This window comes from Stenotrophomonas sp. YJH_SMC_106-19 (genome assembly GCF_059368375.1).
The window spans coordinates 208994-230209 of record NZ_JCAFRQ010000002.1 but is presented as its reverse complement, the minus strand read 5'-3'; the positions used below and the strand labels follow the sequence as shown (position 1 = coordinate 230209).

The 21216-nt window shown below is 66.5% G+C and carries 18 protein-coding genes; 8 read left to right on the top strand and 10 right to left on the bottom strand.

What is annotated here, in order from left to right; translation table 11 throughout:
- Window positions 1–295: 295 nt before the first annotated feature.
- From AC5P5M_RS08575 to AC5P5M_RS08550, 6 genes are all read left to right on the top strand, one after another.
- The gene (locus AC5P5M_RS08575; RefSeq protein WP_053516587.1) at window positions 296–1282 is read left to right on the top strand and encodes a PhoH family protein; all 987 of its coding nucleotides are present in this window, start codon (window positions 296–298) and stop codon (window positions 1280–1282) included.
- The gene (ybeY, locus tag AC5P5M_RS08570; RefSeq protein WP_053516586.1) at window positions 1279–1764 is read left to right on the top strand and encodes an rRNA maturation RNase YbeY; all 486 of its coding nucleotides are present in this window, start codon (window positions 1279–1281) and stop codon (window positions 1762–1764) included. Before AC5P5M_RS08575 ends, ybeY begins: the two co-directional genes overlap by 4 nt.
- Window positions 1765–1828: 64 nt before the next feature.
- Window positions 1829–2383: a hypothetical protein gene (locus tag AC5P5M_RS08565; RefSeq protein WP_053516584.1), complete on the top strand. Its 555-nt coding sequence runs from the start codon at window positions 1829–1831 to the stop codon at window positions 2381–2383.
- 64 nt (window positions 2384–2447) lie between these two features.
- The gene (locus tag AC5P5M_RS08560) at window positions 2448–3329 is read left to right on the top strand and encodes a CorC family transporter (RefSeq protein WP_053516583.1); all 882 of its coding nucleotides are present in this window, start codon (window positions 2448–2450) and stop codon (window positions 3327–3329) included.
- On the top strand, window positions 3326–4555 hold the full coding sequence (locus AC5P5M_RS08555; RefSeq protein WP_494531125.1) for a lipoprotein N-acyltransferase Lnb domain-containing protein: 1230 nt from the start codon (window positions 3326–3328) through the stop codon (window positions 4553–4555). The genes AC5P5M_RS08560 and AC5P5M_RS08555 overlap by 4 nt, the downstream gene beginning before the upstream one ends.
- 6 nt (window positions 4556–4561) lie before the next feature.
- Window positions 4562–5584, top strand: a complete 1023-nt coding sequence (locus tag AC5P5M_RS08550; protein ID WP_053516581.1) for a magnesium and cobalt transport protein CorA — start codon at window positions 4562–4564, stop codon at window positions 5582–5584.
- 57 nt (window positions 5585–5641) lie between these two features.
- Here the strand turns inward: AC5P5M_RS08550 and AC5P5M_RS08545 are convergent, their stop codons facing one another.
- From AC5P5M_RS08545 to AC5P5M_RS08500, 10 genes are all read right to left on the bottom strand, one after another.
- Window positions 5642–7006 (bottom strand): NAD-dependent succinate-semialdehyde dehydrogenase, encoded by a 1365-nt coding sequence (locus AC5P5M_RS08545; RefSeq protein WP_065181219.1) that lies wholly within the window; start codon window positions 7004–7006, stop codon window positions 5642–5644.
- Window positions 7007–7069: 63 nt separating this feature from the next.
- Window positions 7070–7912, bottom strand: coding sequence for an ABC transporter permease subunit (locus AC5P5M_RS08540; protein WP_495205766.1), 843 nt, complete (start codon window positions 7910–7912; stop codon window positions 7070–7072).
- Window positions 7909–8841 carry an ABC transporter permease subunit gene (locus tag AC5P5M_RS08535; RefSeq protein WP_495205765.1) on the bottom strand — a complete coding sequence of 311 codons (933 nt, stop codon included), beginning with the start codon at window positions 8839–8841 and terminating at the stop codon, window positions 7909–7911. Before AC5P5M_RS08535 ends, AC5P5M_RS08540 begins: the two co-directional genes overlap by 4 nt.
- Window positions 8838–9974, bottom strand: a complete 1137-nt coding sequence (locus AC5P5M_RS08530; RefSeq protein ID WP_065176213.1) for an ABC transporter ATP-binding protein — start codon at window positions 9972–9974, stop codon at window positions 8838–8840. The genes AC5P5M_RS08535 and AC5P5M_RS08530 overlap by 4 nt, the downstream gene beginning before the upstream one ends.
- Before the next feature lie 164 nt (window positions 9975–10138).
- The gene (locus tag AC5P5M_RS08525; RefSeq protein WP_495205764.1) at window positions 10139–11680 is read right to left on the bottom strand and encodes an efflux transporter outer membrane subunit; all 1542 of its coding nucleotides are present in this window, start codon (window positions 11678–11680) and stop codon (window positions 10139–10141) included.
- On the bottom strand, window positions 11680–13236 hold the full coding sequence (locus tag AC5P5M_RS08520; RefSeq protein ID WP_495205763.1) for a DHA2 family efflux MFS transporter permease subunit: 1557 nt from the start codon (window positions 13234–13236) through the stop codon (window positions 11680–11682). Before AC5P5M_RS08520 ends, AC5P5M_RS08525 begins: the two co-directional genes overlap by 1 nt.
- On the bottom strand, window positions 13233–14399 hold the full coding sequence (locus tag AC5P5M_RS08515) for an HlyD family secretion protein (protein WP_065176210.1): 1167 nt from the start codon (window positions 14397–14399) through the stop codon (window positions 13233–13235). Before AC5P5M_RS08515 ends, AC5P5M_RS08520 begins: the two co-directional genes overlap by 4 nt.
- 147 nt (window positions 14400–14546) lie before the next feature.
- The gene (locus tag AC5P5M_RS08510; RefSeq protein ID WP_065176209.1) at window positions 14547–15656 is read right to left on the bottom strand and encodes a polyamine ABC transporter substrate-binding protein; all 1110 of its coding nucleotides are present in this window, start codon (window positions 15654–15656) and stop codon (window positions 14547–14549) included.
- A gap of 92 nt (window positions 15657–15748) precedes the next feature.
- On the bottom strand, window positions 15749–17146 hold the full coding sequence (locus tag AC5P5M_RS08505) for a glutamine synthetase family protein (protein WP_065181214.1): 1398 nt from the start codon (window positions 17144–17146) through the stop codon (window positions 15749–15751).
- On the bottom strand, window positions 17143–17904 hold the full coding sequence (locus tag AC5P5M_RS08500; RefSeq protein WP_495205762.1) for a gamma-glutamyl-gamma-aminobutyrate hydrolase family protein: 762 nt from the start codon (window positions 17902–17904) through the stop codon (window positions 17143–17145). The genes AC5P5M_RS08505 and AC5P5M_RS08500 overlap by 4 nt, the downstream gene beginning before the upstream one ends.
- A 161-nt stretch (window positions 17905–18065) precedes the next feature.
- Here AC5P5M_RS08500 and AC5P5M_RS08495 point away from each other — a divergent pair, with 161 nt between their 5' ends.
- Together AC5P5M_RS08495 and AC5P5M_RS08490 are read left to right on the top strand one after the other, a co-directional pair.
- Window positions 18066–19343 carry an NAD(P)/FAD-dependent oxidoreductase gene (locus tag AC5P5M_RS08495; protein ID WP_495205761.1) on the top strand — a complete coding sequence of 426 codons (1278 nt, stop codon included), beginning with the start codon at window positions 18066–18068 and terminating at the stop codon, window positions 19341–19343.
- A gap of 98 nt (window positions 19344–19441) precedes the next feature.
- The gene (locus AC5P5M_RS08490) at window positions 19442–21043 is read left to right on the top strand and encodes an MASE1 domain-containing protein (RefSeq protein WP_081279807.1); all 1602 of its coding nucleotides are present in this window, start codon (window positions 19442–19444) and stop codon (window positions 21041–21043) included.
- The last annotated feature ends 173 nt before the right edge of the window (window positions 21044–21216 follow it).

Below are 21216 nucleotides of genomic sequence, written 5' to 3'. Positions count from 1 at the left end.
CCTCTCCCTGGCCGGGCGCTCCGCCCCGACGCTCAATGCCTGTGAACCTTCCCGTGGCCACCGCTGCTTCCGGTTTCCGTTCCCCACCCGGTCGTGACGCTTTTTTCACCACCGGCGCAGGAAGCTTGTGGCACAAGCATTGCGAACGTCTATCCACAGGTTCCCGCAGGCCCGATCCACACCCCGTGTGGAAAACCGCGTAGCAACCCCCGTACTGGCCGTGTGCGCCCCCGCGCGCTACCCTTGTTTCCCCTTGAAGACACTGTGGTGGAAGGCTTCCGCCCCACCTCCAGCAATGAAAAACATCGAGCATCGAGACTTCACCCTGTCGCCGGAAGACAACGCGCGCCTGGCCAACCTGTGCGGCCCGTTCGACGGCCATTTGCGACAGATCGAACTGAAACTCGGCGTGGAGATCGCCAATCGCGGCTTCGTGTTCCGCATCAGTGGACCGAAGGAAGCCAGCGTGGAAGCGCAGAAGCTGATCGAGGCCCTGTACGCCGAAGCCGGCGAGACCACCTTCGACAACCACGCCATCCACCTGCGCCTGGCCCAGGCCAACGTGGAGCAGATCGCCGAACGCTCGTACGAAGCACAGGACGTGGCGATCCGGGTCAAGCGTGGCACCGTGCGCGGTCGCGGCGCCAACCAGGGCCGCTACCTGCACCAGATCGCCACCCATGACATCAACTTCGGCATCGGCCCGGCCGGTACCGGCAAGACCTTCCTGGCCGTGGCCAGCGCGGTGGAAGCGCTGAACGAGTCGCGCGTGCAGCGCCTGATCCTGGTGCGGCCTGCGGTCGAGGCCGGCGAGAAGCTCGGCTTCCTGCCCGGCGACCTGACCCAGAAGGTCGACCCCTACCTGCGGCCGCTGTACGACGCCCTGTACGAAATGATGGGCGTGGAGAAGGTGGTCAAGCTGCTGGAGAAGAACGTCATCGAGATCGCACCGCTGGCGTACATGCGTGGCCGCACGCTCAACGACGCGTTCGTGATCCTGGACGAGGCGCAGAACACCACCATCGAGCAGATGAAGATGTTCCTGACCCGGCTGGGCTTCGGCTCCACCGCCGTGGTCACCGGCGACCTGACCCAGACCGACCTGCCCAAGCACCTGAAATCGGGCCTGCGCGATGCCATCGACGTGCTGCGCGATGTCGAGGGCGTGAGCTTCACCTTCTTCGAATCGCGCGACGTCGTCCGCCATCCGCTGGTGGCCCGCATCGTCAGTGCCTACGACCGCCGCGACCTGCATCAGATCCAACCCGGAGCGACATCATGACCCGTGGTCCCGTACGGCTGGACGTCGCCGTCAGTTACGCCCTGCCCCGCGCCGGACTGCCGGCCGCGGTGAGCTTCCGCAGGTGGGTTGCCGCGGCCCTGAAGGGGCGGATCCGCGAAGCCGACCTGGCGATCCGCGTGGTCGATGCCAAGGAGGGGCAGTCGCTGAACCGCCACTACCGCGGCAAGGACTACGCCACCAATGTGCTCAGCTTCCCGGCCGAAGTGCCCGAAGGCCTGCCCAAGGGCGTGAAGTTCCCGCTGCTGGGCGACCTGGTGATCTGTGCCCCGGTGGTCGAGCGCGAGGCCGGTGAGCAGGGCAAGGCGCTCAACGCCCACTATGCGCACCTCACCGTGCACGGCGTGCTGCACCTGCTCGGCTGGGACCACGAAGACGACAAGGAAGCCGAGGCGATGGAGCAGCTGGAACGCGAGATCCTGGCCGAGCTCGGCATCGCCGACCCCTACGCCGGCGAGCGCTGAGCCCGCCGCCCCCCTGACCGGAAGGCAGCCGAGCCCAGGCTCGGCGCCACCACGGAGTGCCGCTGTGTTCCTGCCCCTGCTGCTTGCCACCTCTGCGTCCGCCGCTCCGCTGGACCTGCCGGCACTGATCGAATGCCGCCAGGACGTGGCCGCCCATGCCGCGCTGGCACCGCTGCTGGCCGACCCGCTGAAAGCGGTCGCCAGCGGCCTGCAACCCCTGCCGCAGGGCAACCGGTTCCTGAGCGAGTACCGTCTGGCGCAGCCCATCACGGTGTTCGGCACCCGCACGGACCGGGTCGCAATGGCCGGTGCCAGCATCATGGCCATCCTCGATGAGGCCGACCCCCGGCCACTGGCCAGGCGGCTCGGGCTGGAGACCGGATACGACCAGGACGGCAAGTTCATGGCGGGGCGCGAACTGGTCAGCCGTGACGTGACCGACCCGACCACCGGCGAGGCGCAGATCGAGTCGATCATCCTCAGTGTCTCAACGGTGGCCTCCCACCCAGGCCGGACGCTGGCCGGCTGCACCTACAGCCTGGACCTGCCCGAAGCACCGGCGTCCCGGCCTGAACTGGCGCCGCCCCCGATCACCGGCCCCGGCAGCGGGGGGCGCTGACAGGCCGCTACATCCTGCTAGACTGGCGCCAACGCCCGGCATGCCGGGTGCCCTTTTTCCAGAGATGTCTGAAGACGACAGTAGTAGCTCCCTGCAGGAGCACAGTGAAAAGAAGCGCGGCTGGCTGGAACGCCTGACGTCCGCGTTCTCCGGCGAACCCCATACCCGCGACGAGCTGGTCGCTGTCCTGCACACCGCGCAGGAAGAAGGTCTGATCGCCGCCGATACCCTGAAGATGATGGAAGGCGCCATTTCGGTGGCCGAGCTGACCGTGGGCGACGTGATGATCTCGCGTTCGCAGATGGTCTCGCTGCCGGTCGAAGCGCCCTTCCTGGAATTGATGAAGCAGGTGGTCGAATCCGGCCATTCGCGCTTCCCGGTGCATGGCGAGAACAAGGACGACATCCTCGGCATCCTGCTGGCCAAGGACCTGCTGCGCGGCGTGGTTGCCGACCACGGCCCGGCCAACGTACGCGAACTGCTGCGCCCGGCGGTGCTGATTCCTGAAGCGAAGAAGCTCAACGTGCTGCTGAAGGAGTTCCGCCTGTCGCGCAACCACATGGCCATCGTGGTCGACGAGTACGGCGGCGTCGCCGGCCTGGTCACCATCGAGGACGTGCTGGAACAGATCGTCGGCGACATCGATGACGAGCACGACGAAGCCGAGGATCCGTCGGCACAGATCGCGATCCAGGCCGACGGCCAGTACGTGGTCGATGCCCTGACCCCGATCGGGGATTTCAACGAGCGCTTCGGTGCCACGTTCTCCGACGAGGACTACGACACCATCGGCGGCCTGGTCACGGAAGCGGTCGGTCACCTTCCGGAGATCGGAGACGAACTGGCGCTGGACCGCTTCATGTTCCGTGTCGCGCGTGCCGATGCGCGCCGGGTACAGGCCTTCCACGTGACGGTGCTGCCACCGGACGCGCAGGACGACGCTTGAAGCGGCGCGGGCTGATCCTCACCCTGTGGCTGGCACTGTGCATGCTGGCCACGGCCGTGCCTGCCATCGCCTTCGCGCAGGCGACGGCTACAGTCGCCGGAACTCCGGCGCCGCGCATCGGCGTGGTGACGATGCAGCCCGGCACGGTGTTCTTCGAGCGTTTCGGCCATGACGCCATCGTGGTGCTCGATCCGGCCAGTGGTGAGGCAACGTCGTACAACTTCGGCTACTTCGATCCGTCCGAGGATGACTTCATCGGTCGTTTCGTGCGTGGCGACATGATGTATTACCTGGTGGCGCTGCCCCTTCAGCAGGACCTGTCGTACTACGACGAGACCGGCCGCGGAGCGAGCGTGCAGTGGCTGGATCTGCGCCCGGACCAGGCGCGCGCACTGGCCGCCGACCTGGCCGAGCGGGCCAGGCCGGAGAACGCGCGCTACCACTACGACTACTACACCGCCAACTGCGCGACGATGGTGCGCGACACGCTGGACAAGGCGCTGGGTGGTGGACTGCATGCTCAGCTGTCCGGACGCTCGCGCGGTAATACCTACCGCAGCGAATCGGTCCGCCTGGCCTCGCCCGCGCCGTGGATGTGGCTGGGCTTCGACGTGGGCCTGGGCCCGTTCGCCGATCAGCCGCTGTCACGCTGGCAGGAAGCGTTCGTGCCGATGCGCCTGGCCGACGCCCTGCGCCAGGCGCGCAACAGCGACGGTCGTCCGCTGGTGCAGTCCGAGCAGGAACTGCTGCCGCACCGCATCGATCCGGAGCCCAAGGAATTCCCGCGCCGCTGGTGGCCGTGGCTGCTGTGCGGCCTGGCCATCGCTGCCGGCGTGCTGGCGTTGCGCAACCGGCCGCGCCTGCTGGCCGGACTGGGACTGCCGTTGTGGCTGCTGTGTGCCGTCGCAGGTGGCCTGCTGGTGTTCCTCTGGGGCTTCAGCACCCATTACGCCGCCTGGGCCAACCGCAACCTGCTGCTGCTTTCGCCGTTGTGCGTGCTGCTGCTGCCGGGCGCGGTCCGGCTGCTGCGCCGTCGCCCGCCGGGCCGCATGTTCACGGTCGTGCTGTGGCTGGTGGCACTGCAGGCCCTGGCCGCGCTGATCCTGCACTGGCTGAGCCTGCAGGCACAGTACAACGTGCAATGGATCGTGCTGCTGCTGCCGATCCATGCTGCCCTGGCCTGGGTGCTGGGGCGCGATCGTCACTTGTCGGATACGCGGCACTGACGCACGATGGCGGGCATGTCACTGCCCGCCTCCGCTGCCGCACCTGCTTCGGCCAATCCCGCCTGCGTCATCAACTGCGTCCACTACGATGAGCAGGGCGTCCGCCATGACATCAGCCTGGACGCCATCAGCGACGTCATCGCCAGCGGCAACGGCTTCGTCTGGGTCGGCCTGTTCGACCCCAATGAAGACGTGCTGCTGAAGCTGCAGGAGGAGTTCTGCCTGCACGACCTGGCGATCGAGGACGCGCGGAATGCGCACCAGCGGCCGAAGGTGGAAGCCTACGGCAACTCGCTGTTCGTGGTGATGACCACCGCGCAGATGGTCGATGAGCGCATCCAGTACGGTGAAACCCACGCCTTCCTCGGGCCGCGTTTCCTGGTGACCGTGCGCCACGGTGCTTCGCTGTCGTATGCACCAGTACGCGCCCGGGTGGAACGCGAGCCGCAGCTGCTGAAGATGGGTCCGTCGTATTGCCTGTATGCCGTCACCGACTTCGTCGTCGACAACTACCTGCCGATCACCAACCGCTTCCGCGACACGCTGGAGCTGCTGGAGAAGGACATCTTCGCCGAGAGCTACAAGCGCAGCACCGTGGTGCGCCTGTACGAGCTCAAGCGCGAGTTGAACAAGATGCGGATGGCCGTGGCCCCCTTGCAGGACGTGCTGGCGCAGCTGCGCCGCTACCAGGGCGAATTGATTCCGGACGAAGTGAAGCTCTACGTCCGCGACGTGCATGACCATGCGGTGCGCATCAGCGACGTGATCGATACCCTGCGCGAGATGCTGGGTACCGCACTGAGCGTGAACCTCTCGCTGGTGACGCTGGCGCAGGGCGAAACCGTGAAGCGGCTGGGTGCGTGGGCGGCCCTGCTGGCGGCGCCGACACTGATCACGAGCTGGTACGGCATGAACTTCAGTCACATGCCGGAGTTGAGCCAGCCATGGGCGTACCCGCTGATGATCGTCGGCGTGGGCGGTGTCTGCGTGGGCCTGTACCGGTTGTTCAAGCGCGCGCGGTGGTTGTAGAGCCGAGCCCAGGTTCGGGCTCGGCTGCTTCTTTACCGTGGCACACGGAATGCACCATCAGGCCACGTAGACAGTCTTGATGTTCATGAACTCATGGATGCCATGGTCCGCCAGTTCGCGGCCGAAGCCTGACTGTTTGCTGCCGCCGAACGGCAGCCGCGCGTCACTCTTGACGATGGCATTGACGAAGGCCGCACCGCATTCCATGCGCTGGGCGAAGGACTCGCCACGCACCGGGTCTCCGGTCCAGACACTGCCGCCCAGCCCGAAGCGGGTGTCGTTGGCCACGCGCAGCGCTTCCTCTTCATCCTTGACCCGGATCACCGCAGCCACCGGCCCAAACAGTTCCTCGTCGTAGGCGGGCATGCCCGGCCCGACCTGGTCCAGCACGGTGGCCGGATAGCCGGCATGCGTGCCCGCAATCGGCTCGCCGCCCAGCAGCACCCGCGCCCCCTTGGCCACACTCGCCTGCACCTGCTTGTGCAGCTCGTCGCGCAGGTCCGCGCGGGCCATCGGTGCCAGCGTGGTCTCGCGCTCGCTGGGGTCGCCATACCGGCGCTGACCAGCGGCCTCGACGAAGCGGCGGGTGAATTCATCGGCCACGCGCTCCACCACGATGAAGCGCTTGGCAGCGATACAGGTCTGCCCACTGTTGTCGAAGCGTGACTTCACTGCGGCCGCCACGGTCTTGTCGAGGTCGGCATCGTCCAGCACCACGAAGGCGTCACTGCCCCCCAGCTCCATCACCGACTTCTTCAGCTGGCTGCCCGCATTGGACGCGATCGAACGCCCGGCGCGTTCGCTGCCGGTCAGCGTCACCGCCTTCACCCGCGCATCGCGCAGCACCTCGGCTGCCTGGTCGTTGTCGATGTGCAGAACGTCGAACACACCGGCCGGCAGGCCACCGTCGCGGCACACCGCCAGGATCAGGTCCGCACACTGGGGCACGTTGCTGGCGTGCTTGAGCAGCGCCACGTTGCCGGCCATGAAGGCAGGCGCAAGGAAGCGGAACACCTGCCAGACCGGGAAGTTCCATGGCATCACCGCGAACACGCAGCCGATCGGCTCGTAGCGCACGTAGCTGCGCTGTGCCTCGGTATCGATCAGCTGGGGCTTGAGGTAGTCGGCGGCGTGATCGGCGTAGTACTCGCAGGCCGCCGCGCATTTGTCGACCTCGGCCAATGCCTCGGCCTTCAGCTTGCCCATCTCGTGCGTCATCGCCTGCTGCAGCTCGTCACGCCGCGTGCGCAGCTGCGCGGCGATGCCTCGCAGGACGGCACCCCGCTCCTGCAGCGAACGTGCGGCCCAGGCCGGGAATGCGTCGGCCGCGGCCTGCAGGCGCTGCTCGACGTCGGCAGCGCCCATCAGTTCATGGCGGTAGGTCACCTGGCCGGTGGTGGGATCGATGATCTCGACAGTCATGGGGGATCTCCTTCAGGCAGATCCCCAGTGTGCGCCCTTGCCCGTGAGCCGCGCGTTGCCGGATCAGCCGTTGTCCTGCCGGGCCAGCTGCAGGTCGCGCTGCCGCCGCTTCTCGGCGCGCGCGTTGATGTACCAGCCGATCACCGCCGCGATCGACACCGCCGATACCAGCAGCGTGGCCAGCGCATTGATCTTCGGGCTGATGCCCATGCGGACCGAGGCGAAGACCTTCATCGGCAGTGTTGTCGAGCCCGGCGTGGCGACGAAGCTGGCCACCACCACGTCATCCAGCGACAGCGTGAAGGCCAGCAGCCAGCCCGCTACCAGTGCTGGGGCGATGATCGGCAGCGTGATGCGGGTGAACACGGTCAGCCCGCTGGCCCCCAGGTCCATCGCCGCTTCTTCCAGCGACAGATCCATTTCCTGCAGGCGCGAAGACACCACCACGGTGACGAAGCACAGGGTGAAGGTGACGTGGGCGATCCAGATGGTCGCCAGTCCACGCGCCGGGAAGCCCGGAATGGCCCCCATCGAGGCCAGCAGCGCCATCAGCGAGAAACCCAGGATCACGTCCGGCATCACCAGCGGCGCGGTGACCAGCGCGCCGAACAGCGGCTTGCCGCGGAAACGCTTGAATCGGGTCATCACCATGGCCGCCAGCGTACCGAGCACCGTGGCGGTGCAGGCGGTCCAGAACGCCACCACCAGGCTGGTCCACATCGCGTCCATCAGTGCACGGTCGGCGAACAGATCGCTGTAGGCGCGGGTGGAGAAGCCCGCCCATACCATCGCCAGCCGCGAACTGTTGAACGAATAGAACATCAACAGCAGGATCGGCAGGTACAGGAAGGCGAAGCCGAGCAGCAGCACGCCCAGACCCAGGCCCTTGGCGGTACGCGGGCTCATGCCTGCTTCCCTTCCAGCAGGCGCTGCTGGGAACGGTTGAACAGCAGGATCGGCACCAGCAGCAGCAGGATCATCGCCACCGCCATCGCCGAGGCGCCCGGCCAGTTGCGGTTGTTGAAGAACTCGTTCCACAGCTGCCGGCCAACCATCAACGTCTCCGATCCGCCGAGCATCTCAGGGATGACGAACTCGCCGACCGCCGGAATCATCACCAGCATGCAGCCGGCGATGATGCCGGCCCTGGACAACGGCAGGGTGATGCGCAGGAAGGCCTGCCACGGCTTCGCACCGAGATCGTAGGCCGCCTCCAGCAGGCGGTGGTCATGCTTGACCAGGTTGGCGTACAGCGGCAGCACCATGAATGGCAGATAGCAGTAGACGATACCGATATAGGCCGCGGTCGGCGTATCGATCAGCTGCAGCCTGGGCAGCCCCATGCCGGTCATCAGCGTCTGCAGACCGGTGAACTGCAGGAACTGGTCGAGCAGGCCGTTGCGGTCCAGGATCGCCTTCCACGCGTACACGCGGATCAGGAACGAGGTCCACGACGGCAACACCACCAGCATCATCGCCACGTTGCGCGCCGCCGGCGACAGCCGGGCGATGGCATAGGCCATCGGGTAGCCGATCAGCAGGGTCAGGAAGGTGGAGATCGCTGCGATCTTGATGGAACTCAGGAACGCCTGGGCGTAGATCGAATCGCGGAACAGCGCCAGATAGTTCTCGAGGTTGAGCTTGAGCGAGAACCCGCCGTCCACGTACTGCAGCAGCCAGGTGTACGGCGGCGAGCCGACACGGCTGTGCGAGAAGCTGATCATCAACACGATCAGGAAGGGCACTGCGAAGAACAGCAGCAGCCACAGATACGGGACACCGATCACCGTGGCGCGCAGTCCCGGCAGCCAGCGCTTCAGCCCGGCGACATTCATGAGGTCAGCACCACGCCGTCATTGTCGCGCCAGTGCACCCACACGCTGTCACCCCAGGTCAGGCCATCGCTGGCCCAGCGCTGCGAATTGGCGAAGTTGGCCAGCACCTTGGCTCCACTGGGAAGGCGCACGTGGTAGACCGAGTGACTGCCGAAGTAGGCGATGTCCTCGATCACACCCTGTGCCTTGTTGGTGTGCCCTTCCGGCTCGTCCTTGCCGATCATCACCTTTTCCGGGCGCAGCGCGAATGCGACCGGCTGCCCTTCATATCCAGTGATGCCATGGGCGATGTAGATCGGCGCCGGGAACAGCGGCGATCGTACGGTCACATACTCCGGCAGGTCCTCGTCGATCACGCCGTCGAACAGGTTCACCGAGCCGATGAACTCGGCGACGAACCGGTTGGCCGGCTGCTCGTACACTTCGTCCGGCTTGCCGACCTGCTGGATCCAGCCCGCATCCATCACCGCGATGCGGGTGGCCATGGTCATCGCTTCTTCCTGGTCGTGGGTGACCATCACGCAGGTCACGCCCGACGATTCGATGATGCTGACCAGTTCCAGCTGCATCTGCGAGCGCAGCTTCTTGTCCAGTGCACCCATCGGCTCATCCAGCAGCAGCAGCTTGGGGCCCTTGGCCAACGAGCGTGCCAGCGCCACGCGCTGCTGCTGTCCGCCGGACAGCTGATGCGGCTTGCGCTTGCCGAGGTGGCCCATCTGCACCAGCTCCAGCATTTCGCCGACGCGCCTGCCGATCGCATCCTTGCCCAGCCCGTCCTGCTTGAGGCCGAACGCGATGTTCTGCTCGACCGTCATGTGCGGGAACAGGGCGTAGGACTGGAACATCATGTTGACCGGCCGCTGATAGGGCGGCAACGCGTCCAGACGCTGCCCATCAAGGGTGATACTGCCCTTGGTGGGTGTCTCGAAGCCGCCCAGGCAGCGCAGCAGGGTGGATTTGCCGCTGCCGGAGCCGCCCAGCAGGGCAAAGATCTCGCCCTTGCGCACGTCCAGATTGACGTCGTCGACGGCGACGAAGCCGTCGAATTCCTTGCGCAGGTCGCGAATGGAGAGATAGCCGGGCGCACTCACCGTATCAACGGCGGCGGCTTCCGGCTGGGCTTCAACGGGCATGGGGGCTCCGGGAGCGGGCGGTGGACAGCGGGCGCCATTCTACCGGCCAGGGGGCGATGACGGTATGACGGGGTATGGCGAGCGGCCGTTGCCCGCCGGGCATGGCCAGGCGCTACCCGCATGGCCTGGCTCCGGTAGCGCCGGGCCATGCCCGGCGGAGAGGTTCAGCGAACAGCCACCGGCGGTGCCTCCTGCCAGCCCAGCCCCAGGCTCTTCTGCAGCGCCACGTACCGCACCAGCAACTGCAGCCGCGCCTGGGCGGCGGCATCCTGCGCCTGCAGCCGCTGGCGCTGTACGTCCAGCAGATCGATCTGCGAGGTGGCACCCGCCTGTCGACGCTGGCTCATCAACGCCAGCGAACGGTCCGCCGAAGCCTCGGCGCGGACACTGGCCTGCAGTTGCTGCCGCGCCGCACCGAAGCGCGCCAACGCGGTGTTGGCATCCTGCAGTGCAGCCAGCACCGTGCCCTCGTAGGCCGCCAACCGGGCCTCATTGCCGGCCCGAGCCTGGGCCACACGGGCCTTGTTCACGCCGAAGTCGAACAGCGACCAGCGCAGGAACGGGGCGACGATGGTGGCGGCTGAATTCCGCCCCAGGTCGGAAACCGAGGTGGCGCCCGCGCCGATGCTGCCCAGCAGGGTCACCTGCGGAAAATATGCTGAGATCGCCTGGCCGATCTGCGCCGAGGATGCCGCCAGCTCGCGCTCAGCCTTGCGCACATCCGGCCGGCGCTGGATCAAAGCGCCCGCATCGTCCACCGGGACGCTGGCCGGCAGCACCGGCAGCGGCTGGTCTGCCGCCAACCGCGCATCCAGCGCCCCCGGCTCGCGGCCAACCATCAGGGCCAGCACATCCCGGGCTTCGTCGGCCTGTGCCTGTAGCGGCGGCAGCGCAGCCTGCTGCTGTTGCAGCTGGGCCTGCGCGCGCTCCACCTGCAGGTCCGAATCCGCACCGCGTTGGCGACGCTGACGGGTCAGCTGCAGGCTTTCATCGGCGGCTCGGAGGTTGTGCTCGGCCAGGGCGATACGCTCGCGGCTGCTGCGGTAGCCGAGGTAGACCTGGGTCAGTTCCGCGGCAAGCTGCACCTGCGCATCGGCCAGTGCTGCGGCGTTGGCCTCGGCTTCGGCGGCGGCCTGCTCGGCCGCGCGGCGTCGGCGGCCGAACAGGTCCAGTTCCCAACTGGCGTCGAAGCCGGCCACGTACAGCTCGGTGTCCAGATCGATATCGGCGAACTGCTGGCGCAGCTGCGCCACCTCCTGCGGACGGCCGTTGGCCTCGGCCACCCCGGCGATGTTCTCGCCCAGACCGCGCACGCTGTTTTCCAGCGAATCCGGTGCCCTGATGTTGGCGTAGCCCGCCGCCGCGCCCACGCTGGGCAGCTGCTCGGCGCGGCGCTGGCGCTGCAGCGCGCGCGAGGCCAGCAGCTTGGCCTGGGCGGCGCGCAGGTTGGGGCTGTTGCGCAGCGCCTCGTCCACCAGCTGGTCCAGCAGCGGATCGTTGAGCGCGCGCCACCACTGGCTGGGCGGGCTGGCAGGCTGCACGCCGGCCTGCGCCGCGCGTGGGAGCTGCGCCTGCGCGGTAGCGACCGTGGCCACGTCCGGTTTCACGTAATCCGGCCCCACCATGCAGCCCGCCAGCAGCAGCGGCAGGGTGGCCGGACATAGCCGGCGCAGAAGGAGGGAAACGGGCAAGGTCGTCGAAGTCATCAGTGCATCGCCAATGGAACGCCCTTGGGCAGGGGCTTGAGCAGGAAGACCAGTGGCAGGGTGGCCACCACGATCAGGCCGAAGATCCAGAACAGGTCGTTGTAGGCCATCACCATCGCCTGCATCTGCACCGTCTGCGCCAGCACGGCCATCGCCTGGGTGGCGTCGCCCAGCTGCTGGCCGTAGGCATGCAGCGCGTCCTGGGCGATGGTCGAGTTTGCGGTAACGCTGCTGCCGATCGCATCGATGTGCAGGGTGGTGCGGCGTTCCTGGAAAGTGGAAATGATGGCCAGCCCGATCGAGCCGCCGAGATTGCGCGCGGCGTTGAACAGGCCGGACGCATCGCTGGTGTACTCGCGCGGCACCGAGGTGATGGCCGCCTGGTTCAACGCCATCATCGCCAGCGCCAGCCCACAGCCCTGCAGCAGCTGGCCTATGACGAAGTGCGGGCCGATGCTGTCCGGAGTCAGCCCCAGATTGACGAAGCAGGCAGCGGCGAAGCACAGCATGCCGCCGAACACCATGATGCGTACGTCGACCGTTTCCAGCATCTTCGGCATCAACGGCATCAGCAGGATGGTCGGCAGGCCGGCCAGCAGCAGCACATAGCCGGCCTGCTCGGTGTTGTAGCCGGCGATGATCGCAAGGAACTGCGGGATCATGTACATGACCCCGAACAGGATCATGCCCACCGCCATCACCATCACGAACACCGCGCCGAAACTGCGCTGGAACAGGATGTTGAGGCGGATGACCGGCTCCCTGCTGGTGAACTGCGAAAGCGCGAGCAGCGCGAAGCCCAGCACCGAGACGATGCTGAGAACCACGATCATCGTCGATTCGAACCAGCGCTCGCGCTGGCCGTCTTCCAGCACCACGGTAAGCGCGGACAGGCCGGCGGTCATGCCGACGATGCCCAGCCAGTCTGCGCGCAGCAGCCCACCCCAATCAGACGTTTCATGCGGAAGGCCGAGCAGCAGCAGGGCAACCAGGCCGGCACAGATCGGCACGTTGATGAAGAACGCGTAGTGCCAGCTGACGTTCTCGGTCAACCAGCCGCCCAGCAAGGGGCCGATCACCGGGCCCAGGATGACGGTCATGCCGAACAGCGCCGTGCCCAGCGGCTGCTGCTTCGGCGGCAGCCGCGTGCCGACGATGGTCAGCGCGGTCGGGATCAGCGCACCACCGGCAAAACCCTGCCCTACCCGTCCGGCGATCATCATCGGCAACGAATCGGCCAGGCCGCACATCACCGAGAACGCAGTGAACAGCGTGGCGCAGATCAGCAGGAAAGTGCGCAGGCCCAGCGTGCGCACGAACCAGCCGGTCAGCGGAATCATCACGATTTCCGAGACCAGGAAGGCGGTGGAGATCCAGGTGCCTTCGGTGCCGCTGGCGCCCACTTCGCCCTGGATGGTGGGCAACGCGGCGTTGACGATGGAGATGTCCAGCGTAGCCATGAACGAACCGATGGTGCCGGCCGCCACGGCCAGCCAGGCCGCGACATCCGCCTTGCCTCCGGCGACAGGTGCTGCGTGGGCACGGGTGGCGTTCATCGCGCCGGCGCGGCCATGGCCTCGGCCTCGTCCTGGGTGCGCTCGCGCGCATCCTTTGCATTGCGGGTATCGACGGTCACTTCCACCGACATGCCCGGCACCAGCACCTTGCGTGCTTCAGCACCTGCGTCCACCCGGATGCGCACCGGCACGCGCTGCACGACCTTGGTGAAGTTGCCGGTGGCGTTCTGTGGCGGCAGCAGCGCGAACTGCGAGCCGGTACCCGGCGAAATGCTCTCCACCGTGCCGCGCAATGGGGTGCCTGGCAACGCATCGACCTTGATTTCGGCCGCCTGGCCGGCGCGCATAAGCCCCACCTGGGTTTCCTTGAAGTTGGCAACGAGGTACAGCGAAGCAACCGGCACGATGGTCATGGTGCGGGTACCGGCAGCAACAAACTGGCCGACCTGCACGGTCTTGTTGCCGACACGGCCATCGATGCGCGCGCGCAGCTCGGTGTCCTCAAACGCCACTCTGGCCTGCGCAGCGTCGGCCTGCGCCTGCTTCAGTCCAGCCTGCGCCTGCTCAAGCTGGGCCTGGCTGGCTTCGATCTGGCTCTGCGCGCCCTGGATCTGTGCCTTGGCCGCATCGTACTGGGCCTGGGCGCGCTCGACATCGTGGCGCAGGCTTTCGACGTGTTCATGGGTGTCGGCCCCACTGGCCGCCAGCGGGGTGAAGCGCGCCAGCTCTGACCGGCCGAAACGCAGCGAGGCGGCGGCCGCGGTGAGCTGGGTCCGTGCCTGCAGCAGGCTGGACTGCTGGCCCTGCACCCCAGCGGCAGCAGCGGCGATGTCGGCTTCGCGCACGGCGATCACGGCCTCGGCCTGGTCCAGCGTGGCACGGTAGGTGCGCGGGTCGATGCGCAGCAGCGGTTCGCCAGCCTTGACCCACTGGTTGTCCTGCACCAGCACTTCGGTGACGTAACCGTTGATGCGCGGAGCGACCGCGACAGCGTCGGCCTGCAGATAGGCGTTGTTGGTGTCCTGCAGGTAGCGGCCGACCAGCAGGTGGTAGATCAGCCAGGCAACCAGGGCGATGACCACGACGACGCCGATGATGGCCAGCGTCCAGCGCACCTTGGGGTTCTTCAGCGGCGAGGGCTTGTCCTCGGTGGAAGGCGTTTCGTCAGGGGCGGCGTCGGCGCGCTGGGGCTGTTCGGTCATTGTCTGAAGGCGGTGGTCGGTGCCATACGGGACGGTAGGGGAAGCGATGCGGAGGCAAGGTGAAAAAAACGGAGGCCATTGGCCTCCGTTTCCTGTGCGCTGACGTCTACCCGCATCCGCCGGGCATGGCCCGGCGCCACCGTCATCTCACCTGCCGGTCTTCACCTCGGTCCACAGACGGGTGTACAGCTTGTCCGTCTCCGGGGTGTTGATCGAATAGGTGAACATCTTCGCGGCCACATCGGCCGGCGGGTAGATGGTCGGGTCGGTACGGATCGCCTCGTCCACCAGCGGAGTCGCGGTCGGCACCGGGTTGGCGTAGTGGATGAAGTTGGTATTGGCCGCAGCGACCTTCGGCTCCAGCAGGTAATTGATGAACTTGTAAGCGGCCTCCGGATGCTTGGCGTCCTTCGGGATCGCCAGCATGTCGAACCACTGCGGTGCGCCTTCCTTCGGAATCGAATAGGCGACATGCACGCCGTTGCTGGCCTCCTCGGCGCGGTCGCGGGCCTGGATGATGTCGCCCGACCAGCCGACCACCAGGCAGGTGCCGCCGTTGGCCAGCGAACCGACGTACTGCGAGGAGTGGAAGTTCTGCACGTACGGGCGGATCGACTTCAACAGGTCGGCCGCCTTCTGCAGCTCGGCCGGATCGCCGCTGTGCGGGTCCAGGCCCAGATAGTGCAGTGCGATCGGGATCATGTCGGCCGGCGTGTCCAGGATGGTCACGCCGCAGTCCTTCATCTTGCTGATGTTCTCCGGCTTGAACACCAGGTCCCAGCTGTTGGCGATGTCGGTGCTGCCGCCGAAACGCTCCTTCAGCATGTCCACGTTGTAGCCGATGCCGGTGGTGCCGACCATGTACGGCACGCCGTAGCGGTTGTCCGGATCCTGGGTGGCGATGCGCTTCATCACCGCCGGGTCCAGATTGGCCAGGTTCGGGATCTTGCTCTTGTCCAGCGGCAGGAACACGCCCGCCTGGATCTGCCGGCCGAAGAAGTTCAGCGTCGGCACCACCACGTCGTAGCCGCTGTTGCCGGCCAGCAGCTTGGTCTCGACCATCTCATCGCTGTCGAACACGTCGTAGGTCACCTTGATCCCGGTTTCCTTCTCGAAGGTCGGGATGGTGTCCTCGGCAATGTAATCGCTGTAGTTGTAGACGTTCAGGACCTGGCTGTCCTGACTGCCACCGTTGCCACCGCCACAGGCGGCGAGCATGGCGGAGGCCAGGCCGAGCGTGAGGATACGCAGCTTCATCGGGTGCTCCAGAATGCGGGGAGGGGGGCCGGCTCGGGCCGGCGACGGATGCCAGCCTACCCCCCGGCGGCGGATTTTTCTATTCCACGCTTTCACACGTTCAGCAGCAGGAACTCGCGCTCCCACGAGCTGATGACACGGAAGAAGGTCTCGTACTCCTTGCGCTTGACCGAGATGTAGGCCCGGCAGAAGCGCTCGCCCAGCAGCGCCTGCAGTTCGCCGCAGCGCTCAAGCCCGTCCAGCGCTTCGCCCAGCGAGCGCGGCAGGTTGTAGCCCAGCTCCTTGGCGCTGCCGGTGACCGGCGCATCCGGCGCCAGCCGCTCGCGGATGCCGAGCAGGCCACAGGCCAGGGTGGCGGCCATCGCCAGGTAGGGATTGGCGTCGGAGCCCGCGAATCGGCTCTCCACCCGCATGTTCTCCGGTGTATCCAGCGGCACGCGCAGGCCGCAGGTGCGGTTGTCGAAGCCCCAGTGCACGTTGCTCGGCGACACCTCGCCGAACACCAGCCGGCGATAGGAATTGACGTTCGGCGCGAAGAACGCCATCGCCTGCGGCGCATACTTCTGCAGCCCCCCAAGATAATGGCCGAACACCGGGCTGAACTCGCCTTCGGCATCGGTCTCACCGGCGAACACGTTGCTGCCATCGCTCACCCGCACCAGGCTCTGGTGGATGTGCATGGCGCTGCCCGGTTCGTTCTCCATCGGCTTGGCCAGGAAAGTGGCGTACACGCCGTGGCGCATCGCCGCCTCGCGCATGGTGCGCTTGAACAGGAAAACCTGGTCGGCCAGATCCATCGCATCGGCGTGGGTGAAGTTGACTTCCAGCTGTGCCGCGCCGGATTCGTGGATCAGCGTGTCCACGTCCAGCTTCATGGCATCTGCGTAGTCGTACATCAGGTCGAGGATGGGGTCGAACTCGTTGACCGCATCGATCGAATACGACTGCCGCGCTGTTTCCGGGCGACCGGAGCGGCCGGCAGGCGGCAGCAGCGGGAAATCCGGGTCGGTGTTCTTCTGCACCAGGAAGAACTCCAGTTCCGGCGCCACCACCGGGCGCAGGCCCAGCTCGGCGTAGGCCGCCAGCACGCGACGCAGCACATTGCGCGGCGCCAGCTCATGCGGCTCGCCATTCTTGGTGTAGCAGTCATGGATGATCTGCGCGGTGGCATCGGCGGCCCACGGCACCATGCGCACGGTATCCGGATCCGGGCGCAGCATCATGTCCGAGTCCGACGGCGAGGTCAGTTCGTAGTAGTCATCCGGAAACTCGCCGGTGACAGTCGTGGCGAAGATGCCCTCGGGCAGGCGGGTACCGTAGTCGTGCGAGAACTTATCGGCGGGAATGATCTTGCCGCGCGCGTTGCCGGTGATGTCGGGCACCAGGCATTCGACTTCGGTGATACGCCGCTCCTTCAGCCAGCGCAGCAGGCTGCTCTCCTGCGGTGCGGGGGGCGTTGCCGTCTTGCGCGGGCGCGTTCGGGAACTCATCGGGAATCCAGTTGGTTCTGTTGATGCTGCCGGCAAGCTTGGCCGAACGCACGGAAAATAGCGTGATAGAACGGCGCCTGCATGACGCGCCACTCCGGGTGCCACTGTACGCCGAGCACGAAGCGGTGGCGCGGGCTGCGTGCCGCCTCGACCAGCCCGTCATCGGCGCGGGCCTCGACCTGCAGGCCGCTGGCCAGGCGGGCAATGCCCTGGCCGTGCACCGAATTGACCTGCACCCTCCCCTCGCCGTGCCAGCCCGCCAGCCACCCATCCGCCACCAGTGTGACCGCGTGGGACGGCCCGTACTGCACGTCCACGGGCGCCTGCGGATCTTCGCGATGATCGGCCAGCCCGGGTACCCGATGGACCTGTGGATGCAGGCTGCCTCCCATGGCGACGTTCAATTCCTGGAAGCCACGGCAGATCGCCAGCACCGGCAGGTCCATCGCCAGCGCCTCGTCCAGCAGTGCGAAGGCATTGGCATCGCGCGCAGGATCATGCGCATTGCCGGGCCAGCTGCGGCCACCGTCGTAATGCTGCGGCTCGATGTTGCTGACCGCACCGGTCAGCAGCAGACCGTCGAGGCCCTGCAGCCAATCGCGCGCCGGCAGCGGCGGCTGCAGGCTGGGCAGCACCAGCGGCGTGACCTCCGCCGCCTCGGCCAGGGCGCGGACATACTTCTCGCCGGCCACCGCAAAGTGATGATGGCCAAGCACCGTACTGTCGGTGGGCAGGCCCACCCAGGGCAGGCGACGCATGGGGAAACTCCTTGGCGTGCAGACACGTTACCCGCAGGTGCGCGAGTGCGGCAAGTCGTCGCCATCACGCGCGAGGTGCCAAGTATCGGCGAAACTGGGGGCGTGAACGCCGATCAACCTCCTCCGCCCCGTCTTCCCACCCTGCGCCCGCGAGGCCCGCAGTGACGTCCGCCTTTCCAGCCAGCTGGTATGCCGCCAGCCTGCCGGAGCCGGCCGCCCTGCCTCCGTTGCAGGGCGACGTGCAGGCCGATGTCGCAGTTCTCGGTGCAGGCTACACGGGCCTGACGGCGGCGCTGGAACTGGCCTCACGCGGCCAGCACGTGGTCCTGCTGGACGCCCAGCGGATCGGCTGGGGCGCGTCCGGTCGCAACGGTGGCCAAGCGCTGGTGGGCTATGGCTGCGAGGTGGACGAACTGGAACGGCAGCTGGGCCGGGACGATGCCCGCCATCTGTTCGACTGGTCACGTGACGCCGTGCAGGCCATGCGCACCCGCATCGACCGCTACGGCATCGACTGCCATTGGCGTGAGGGCCACGCCAGCGTCGCCATCCGTGCCCGCCACGAGCGCGAGCTGCGTGCCCACTGCGAGCACCTGCAACAGCAATACGATTACCCGATGCAGTGGTGGGATCGGCAGACACTGCGTGGGCAGCTGGACAGCCCGCGCTATCGCGCGGCCATGTTCGATCCACTCAGCGCGCACCTGCACCCCCTGGCGTATTCGCGCGGCCTGGCCGACGCAGCGCGCGCGGCCGGGGTGGTCATCCACGAGAACTCTGCGGTCACCCGCGTGCAGCGCGGGCCTCGTCCGGCCCTGCACACCGCGCACGGCAGCGTCAGCGCCGCGCATCTGGTGATCGCCGGCAATGCCTGGCTGCAGGGCCTGCTGCCAGTGCTGGAGCACCGCATCATGCCGGTAGGCACCTATATCGGTGCCAGTGCGTGCCTCGGCCCCGAACGGGCCCGCGCCCTGATCCGTAATGACATGGCAGTAGCAGACACTGCCTGGGCGCTGGACTATTTCCGCCTGAGCCACGACCATCGTCTGCTGTTCGGGGGCCGCGCCAGCTACTCGGCGCTACCGCCGCCCGGGCTGCGCGGGGTGATGCAGCGACGCATGCACGCGGTTTTTCCGCAGCTGGCCGACGTCGCTCTCGATCAGGTCTGGGGCGGCTATGTCGACATCACCCGCAACCGCGCCCCGCATTGGGGACGGCTGGACGGCAATCTGTACTTCGCGCAGGGATTCTCCGGCCACGGCGTGGCGGCAGCCGGACTGGCGGGTGACGTGATCGCCGCGGCAATCGCCGGCCAGAGCGAGCGCCTCGACGTGTTCCAGCGCCTGAAGCACGCGCCGTTCCCGGGCGGGCGCCTGCTGCGCATGCCGCTGCTGGTGGCTGCGATGTCGTGGTACAGGCTGCGGGATGCGTTGTGGTGACGATATCAGCGCCCTTGACGGGACTCCACGGCAGCGCGACTTGATCCCTTCACACCGATTGTTTGCATAATCTGCACAGGAGCAGGGGGAGCACGTGGATGCAGTGGTGGAAGGAAGGTCTACCGGTGAACATCCGGATCAGTCCCCAGGGACTGGTGCTGATGCTCATCTATGCCGTCGCCTGCGTGGCCACGCGCAAACTTTCGGTAGACCAGTTCTACCTGCCGGCAGGTGTGCGTGTGGCCGCCTTGCTGCTCTGTCCACCGCGCCTGTGGCCTTACCTGTTGCTGGGCGAGTACGCCTACTTCGCCCATCTGCGGATTCCGCTGCTCGAAAAATACGGGTTGGCATGGGTGCTTCTGGCCTCGGCATTTCTCATGCCGGCAGTGATGCTGATCGTACGCATGCACCGGAAGTTGCTTGCGCGCACCACGGTCCTCGGCGTGATCTCGATCGCGGTCTGTGCCGCGACGATCATCAGCCTGCTCAACCTCGGAATCTCGTACCTGCTCTGGGAGCCGCTGCATAACGCGTCGTTTATCACCAACGTAATGCGCTATGCGCTGGGCGACTTCACTGGGATCCTCATCCTGGCGCCACTCGCGCTGCTCTGGATCCGTCGCGCCGAGGAACAATGGACACCCCGGTCCGTTGCGGCCACAGTCGGAGCACTAGTAGCCATGCTGGTCATTGGCCTGCAGGCGACGCCGGTACCCGCCTCGATCACGGCCCCTGGCTCGCTGCAGTTGTTGTTGATCCTGCCTATTCCCGCAATCGCCCTGACCTGCCTGCTGGGATGGCGCGGGGCGGCCGTCGGTGTCGCCGCAGTGAACATGATTCTTGGTCTGAGCACCCCTTCTGACCACCCCGCATCATTCGATCAGGCGACCTTTGCCACCCAGCAGGCCATGGCCATCGCCAGCGTCGCCCTGTTGTTGCTGGGTGCGCGCATCACGCATTTCCAGAGCCAGCATCGGCTGCGTGAGGAAGACGGCAGAAACTCGATGAAACTGGCCCGCAGTACGCACATGGCCAGCGAAATGGATCTGCGAGAGCGAGCGGCGCACCTGCGCAGGCTGGGCGAGGGGATGGACCTGTCGCTCAACGAGATGGTGAACTGGCTGCACGCGCAAGGGCACCACGCTGTCGCCAACAGCCTGAAACACACATCAGAAGTCCATTCGCGCCAATTCCGCGCGCAGGCGAGCATGATCTACCCATCCGCCCTGGAGCGTCTCGGGCTTTACGTCGCTCTTCGTGCAGGTGGCGTGCGGGAGGCATGGGACAATACGCACCGGGTTACGCAGCCCCGGCTGACGGGCGACCCATGTCAGTTGGGAGTGGATCTGCAGCTGGCCGCATACCGGACCGTGGTGGAGGCCGTATCGTTACTGCTCAGGTATGAGCCCGGTCAGATATCCGTGCGCATCAGGTGCGGCGTCTTCAGACAGATGCACGGAGTACTGATTTCCGCCGCTCTTGTCGATCCTCACCATGCGCTTTCGCAACAGACTCAGGAACTGGTCAGTTCACAGCTATTGGGCCGGATCGTCGCCTATTCCGGGGTCGTCGATGTTCAGAAAAACAGGATCCGGATCGCCTTGCTGGATGGGCTGGCCACCTATCCGCAGGCCCCTCTGGCAGCACACCGTCCAGATGCGCCGTGGCCGTTCGACCAAGGTCGGCAATCTGCAACCTGACACAGAATTGCCAGTCAAAGCGCGATGGATGTCACTAATTCGCAGCAGTGCTGAACTGGTGTCGGCGGCAAAGAGCCAGGTAACGAAGAAGAGATCCGATTGCGTAGGCGGGAATCTGCCGATACTGTCGCCAGAGGTGTAGACGTCCAGAGTGGATGGAACGCCACCATGGT

Excerpts from the sequence above, each read along its gene's own strand:
- AC5P5M_RS08510 (WP_065176209.1), bottom strand. The coding sequence starts at position 15,656 with ATGAAGCTGCGTATCCTCACGCTCGGCCTGGCCTCCGCCATGCTCGCC.
- ybeY (WP_053516586.1), top strand. The coding sequence starts at position 1,279 with ATGACCCGTGGTCCCGTACGGCTGGACGTCGCCGTCAGTTACGCCCTG.
- AC5P5M_RS08505 (WP_065181214.1), bottom strand. The coding sequence starts at position 17,146 with ATGAGTTCCCGAACGCGCCCGCGCAAGACGGCAACGCCCCCCGCACCG.
- AC5P5M_RS08500 (WP_495205762.1), bottom strand. The coding sequence starts at position 17,904 with ATGCGTCGCCTGCCCTGGGTGGGCCTGCCCACCGACAGTACGGTGCTT.
- AC5P5M_RS08540 (WP_495205766.1), bottom strand. The coding sequence starts at position 7,912 with ATGAGCCCGCGTACCGCCAAGGGCCTGGGTCTGGGCGTGCTGCTGCTC.
- AC5P5M_RS08550 (WP_053516581.1), top strand. The coding sequence starts at position 4,562 with ATGGCGGGCATGTCACTGCCCGCCTCCGCTGCCGCACCTGCTTCGGCC.
- AC5P5M_RS08520 (WP_495205763.1), bottom strand. The coding sequence starts at position 13,236 with ATGAACGCCACCCGTGCCCACGCAGCACCTGTCGCCGGAGGCAAGGCG.
- AC5P5M_RS08515 (WP_065176210.1), bottom strand. The coding sequence starts at position 14,399 with ATGACCGAACAGCCCCAGCGCGCCGACGCCGCCCCTGACGAAACGCCT.
- AC5P5M_RS08525 (WP_495205764.1), bottom strand. The coding sequence starts at position 11,680 with ATGACTTCGACGACCTTGCCCGTTTCCCTCCTTCTGCGCCGGCTATGT.
- AC5P5M_RS08545 (WP_065181219.1), bottom strand. The coding sequence starts at position 7,006 with ATGACTGTCGAGATCATCGATCCCACCACCGGCCAGGTGACCTACCGC.
- AC5P5M_RS08535 (WP_495205765.1), bottom strand. The coding sequence starts at position 8,841 with ATGAATGTCGCCGGGCTGAAGCGCTGGCTGCCGGGACTGCGCGCCACG.
- AC5P5M_RS08575 (WP_053516587.1), top strand. The coding sequence starts at position 296 with ATGAAAAACATCGAGCATCGAGACTTCACCCTGTCGCCGGAAGACAAC.
- AC5P5M_RS08560 (WP_053516583.1), top strand. The coding sequence starts at position 2,448 with ATGTCTGAAGACGACAGTAGTAGCTCCCTGCAGGAGCACAGTGAAAAG.
- AC5P5M_RS08530 (WP_065176213.1), bottom strand. The coding sequence starts at position 9,974 with ATGCCCGTTGAAGCCCAGCCGGAAGCCGCCGCCGTTGATACGGTGAGT.
- AC5P5M_RS08490 (WP_081279807.1), top strand. The coding sequence starts at position 19,442 with ATGCAGTGGTGGAAGGAAGGTCTACCGGTGAACATCCGGATCAGTCCC.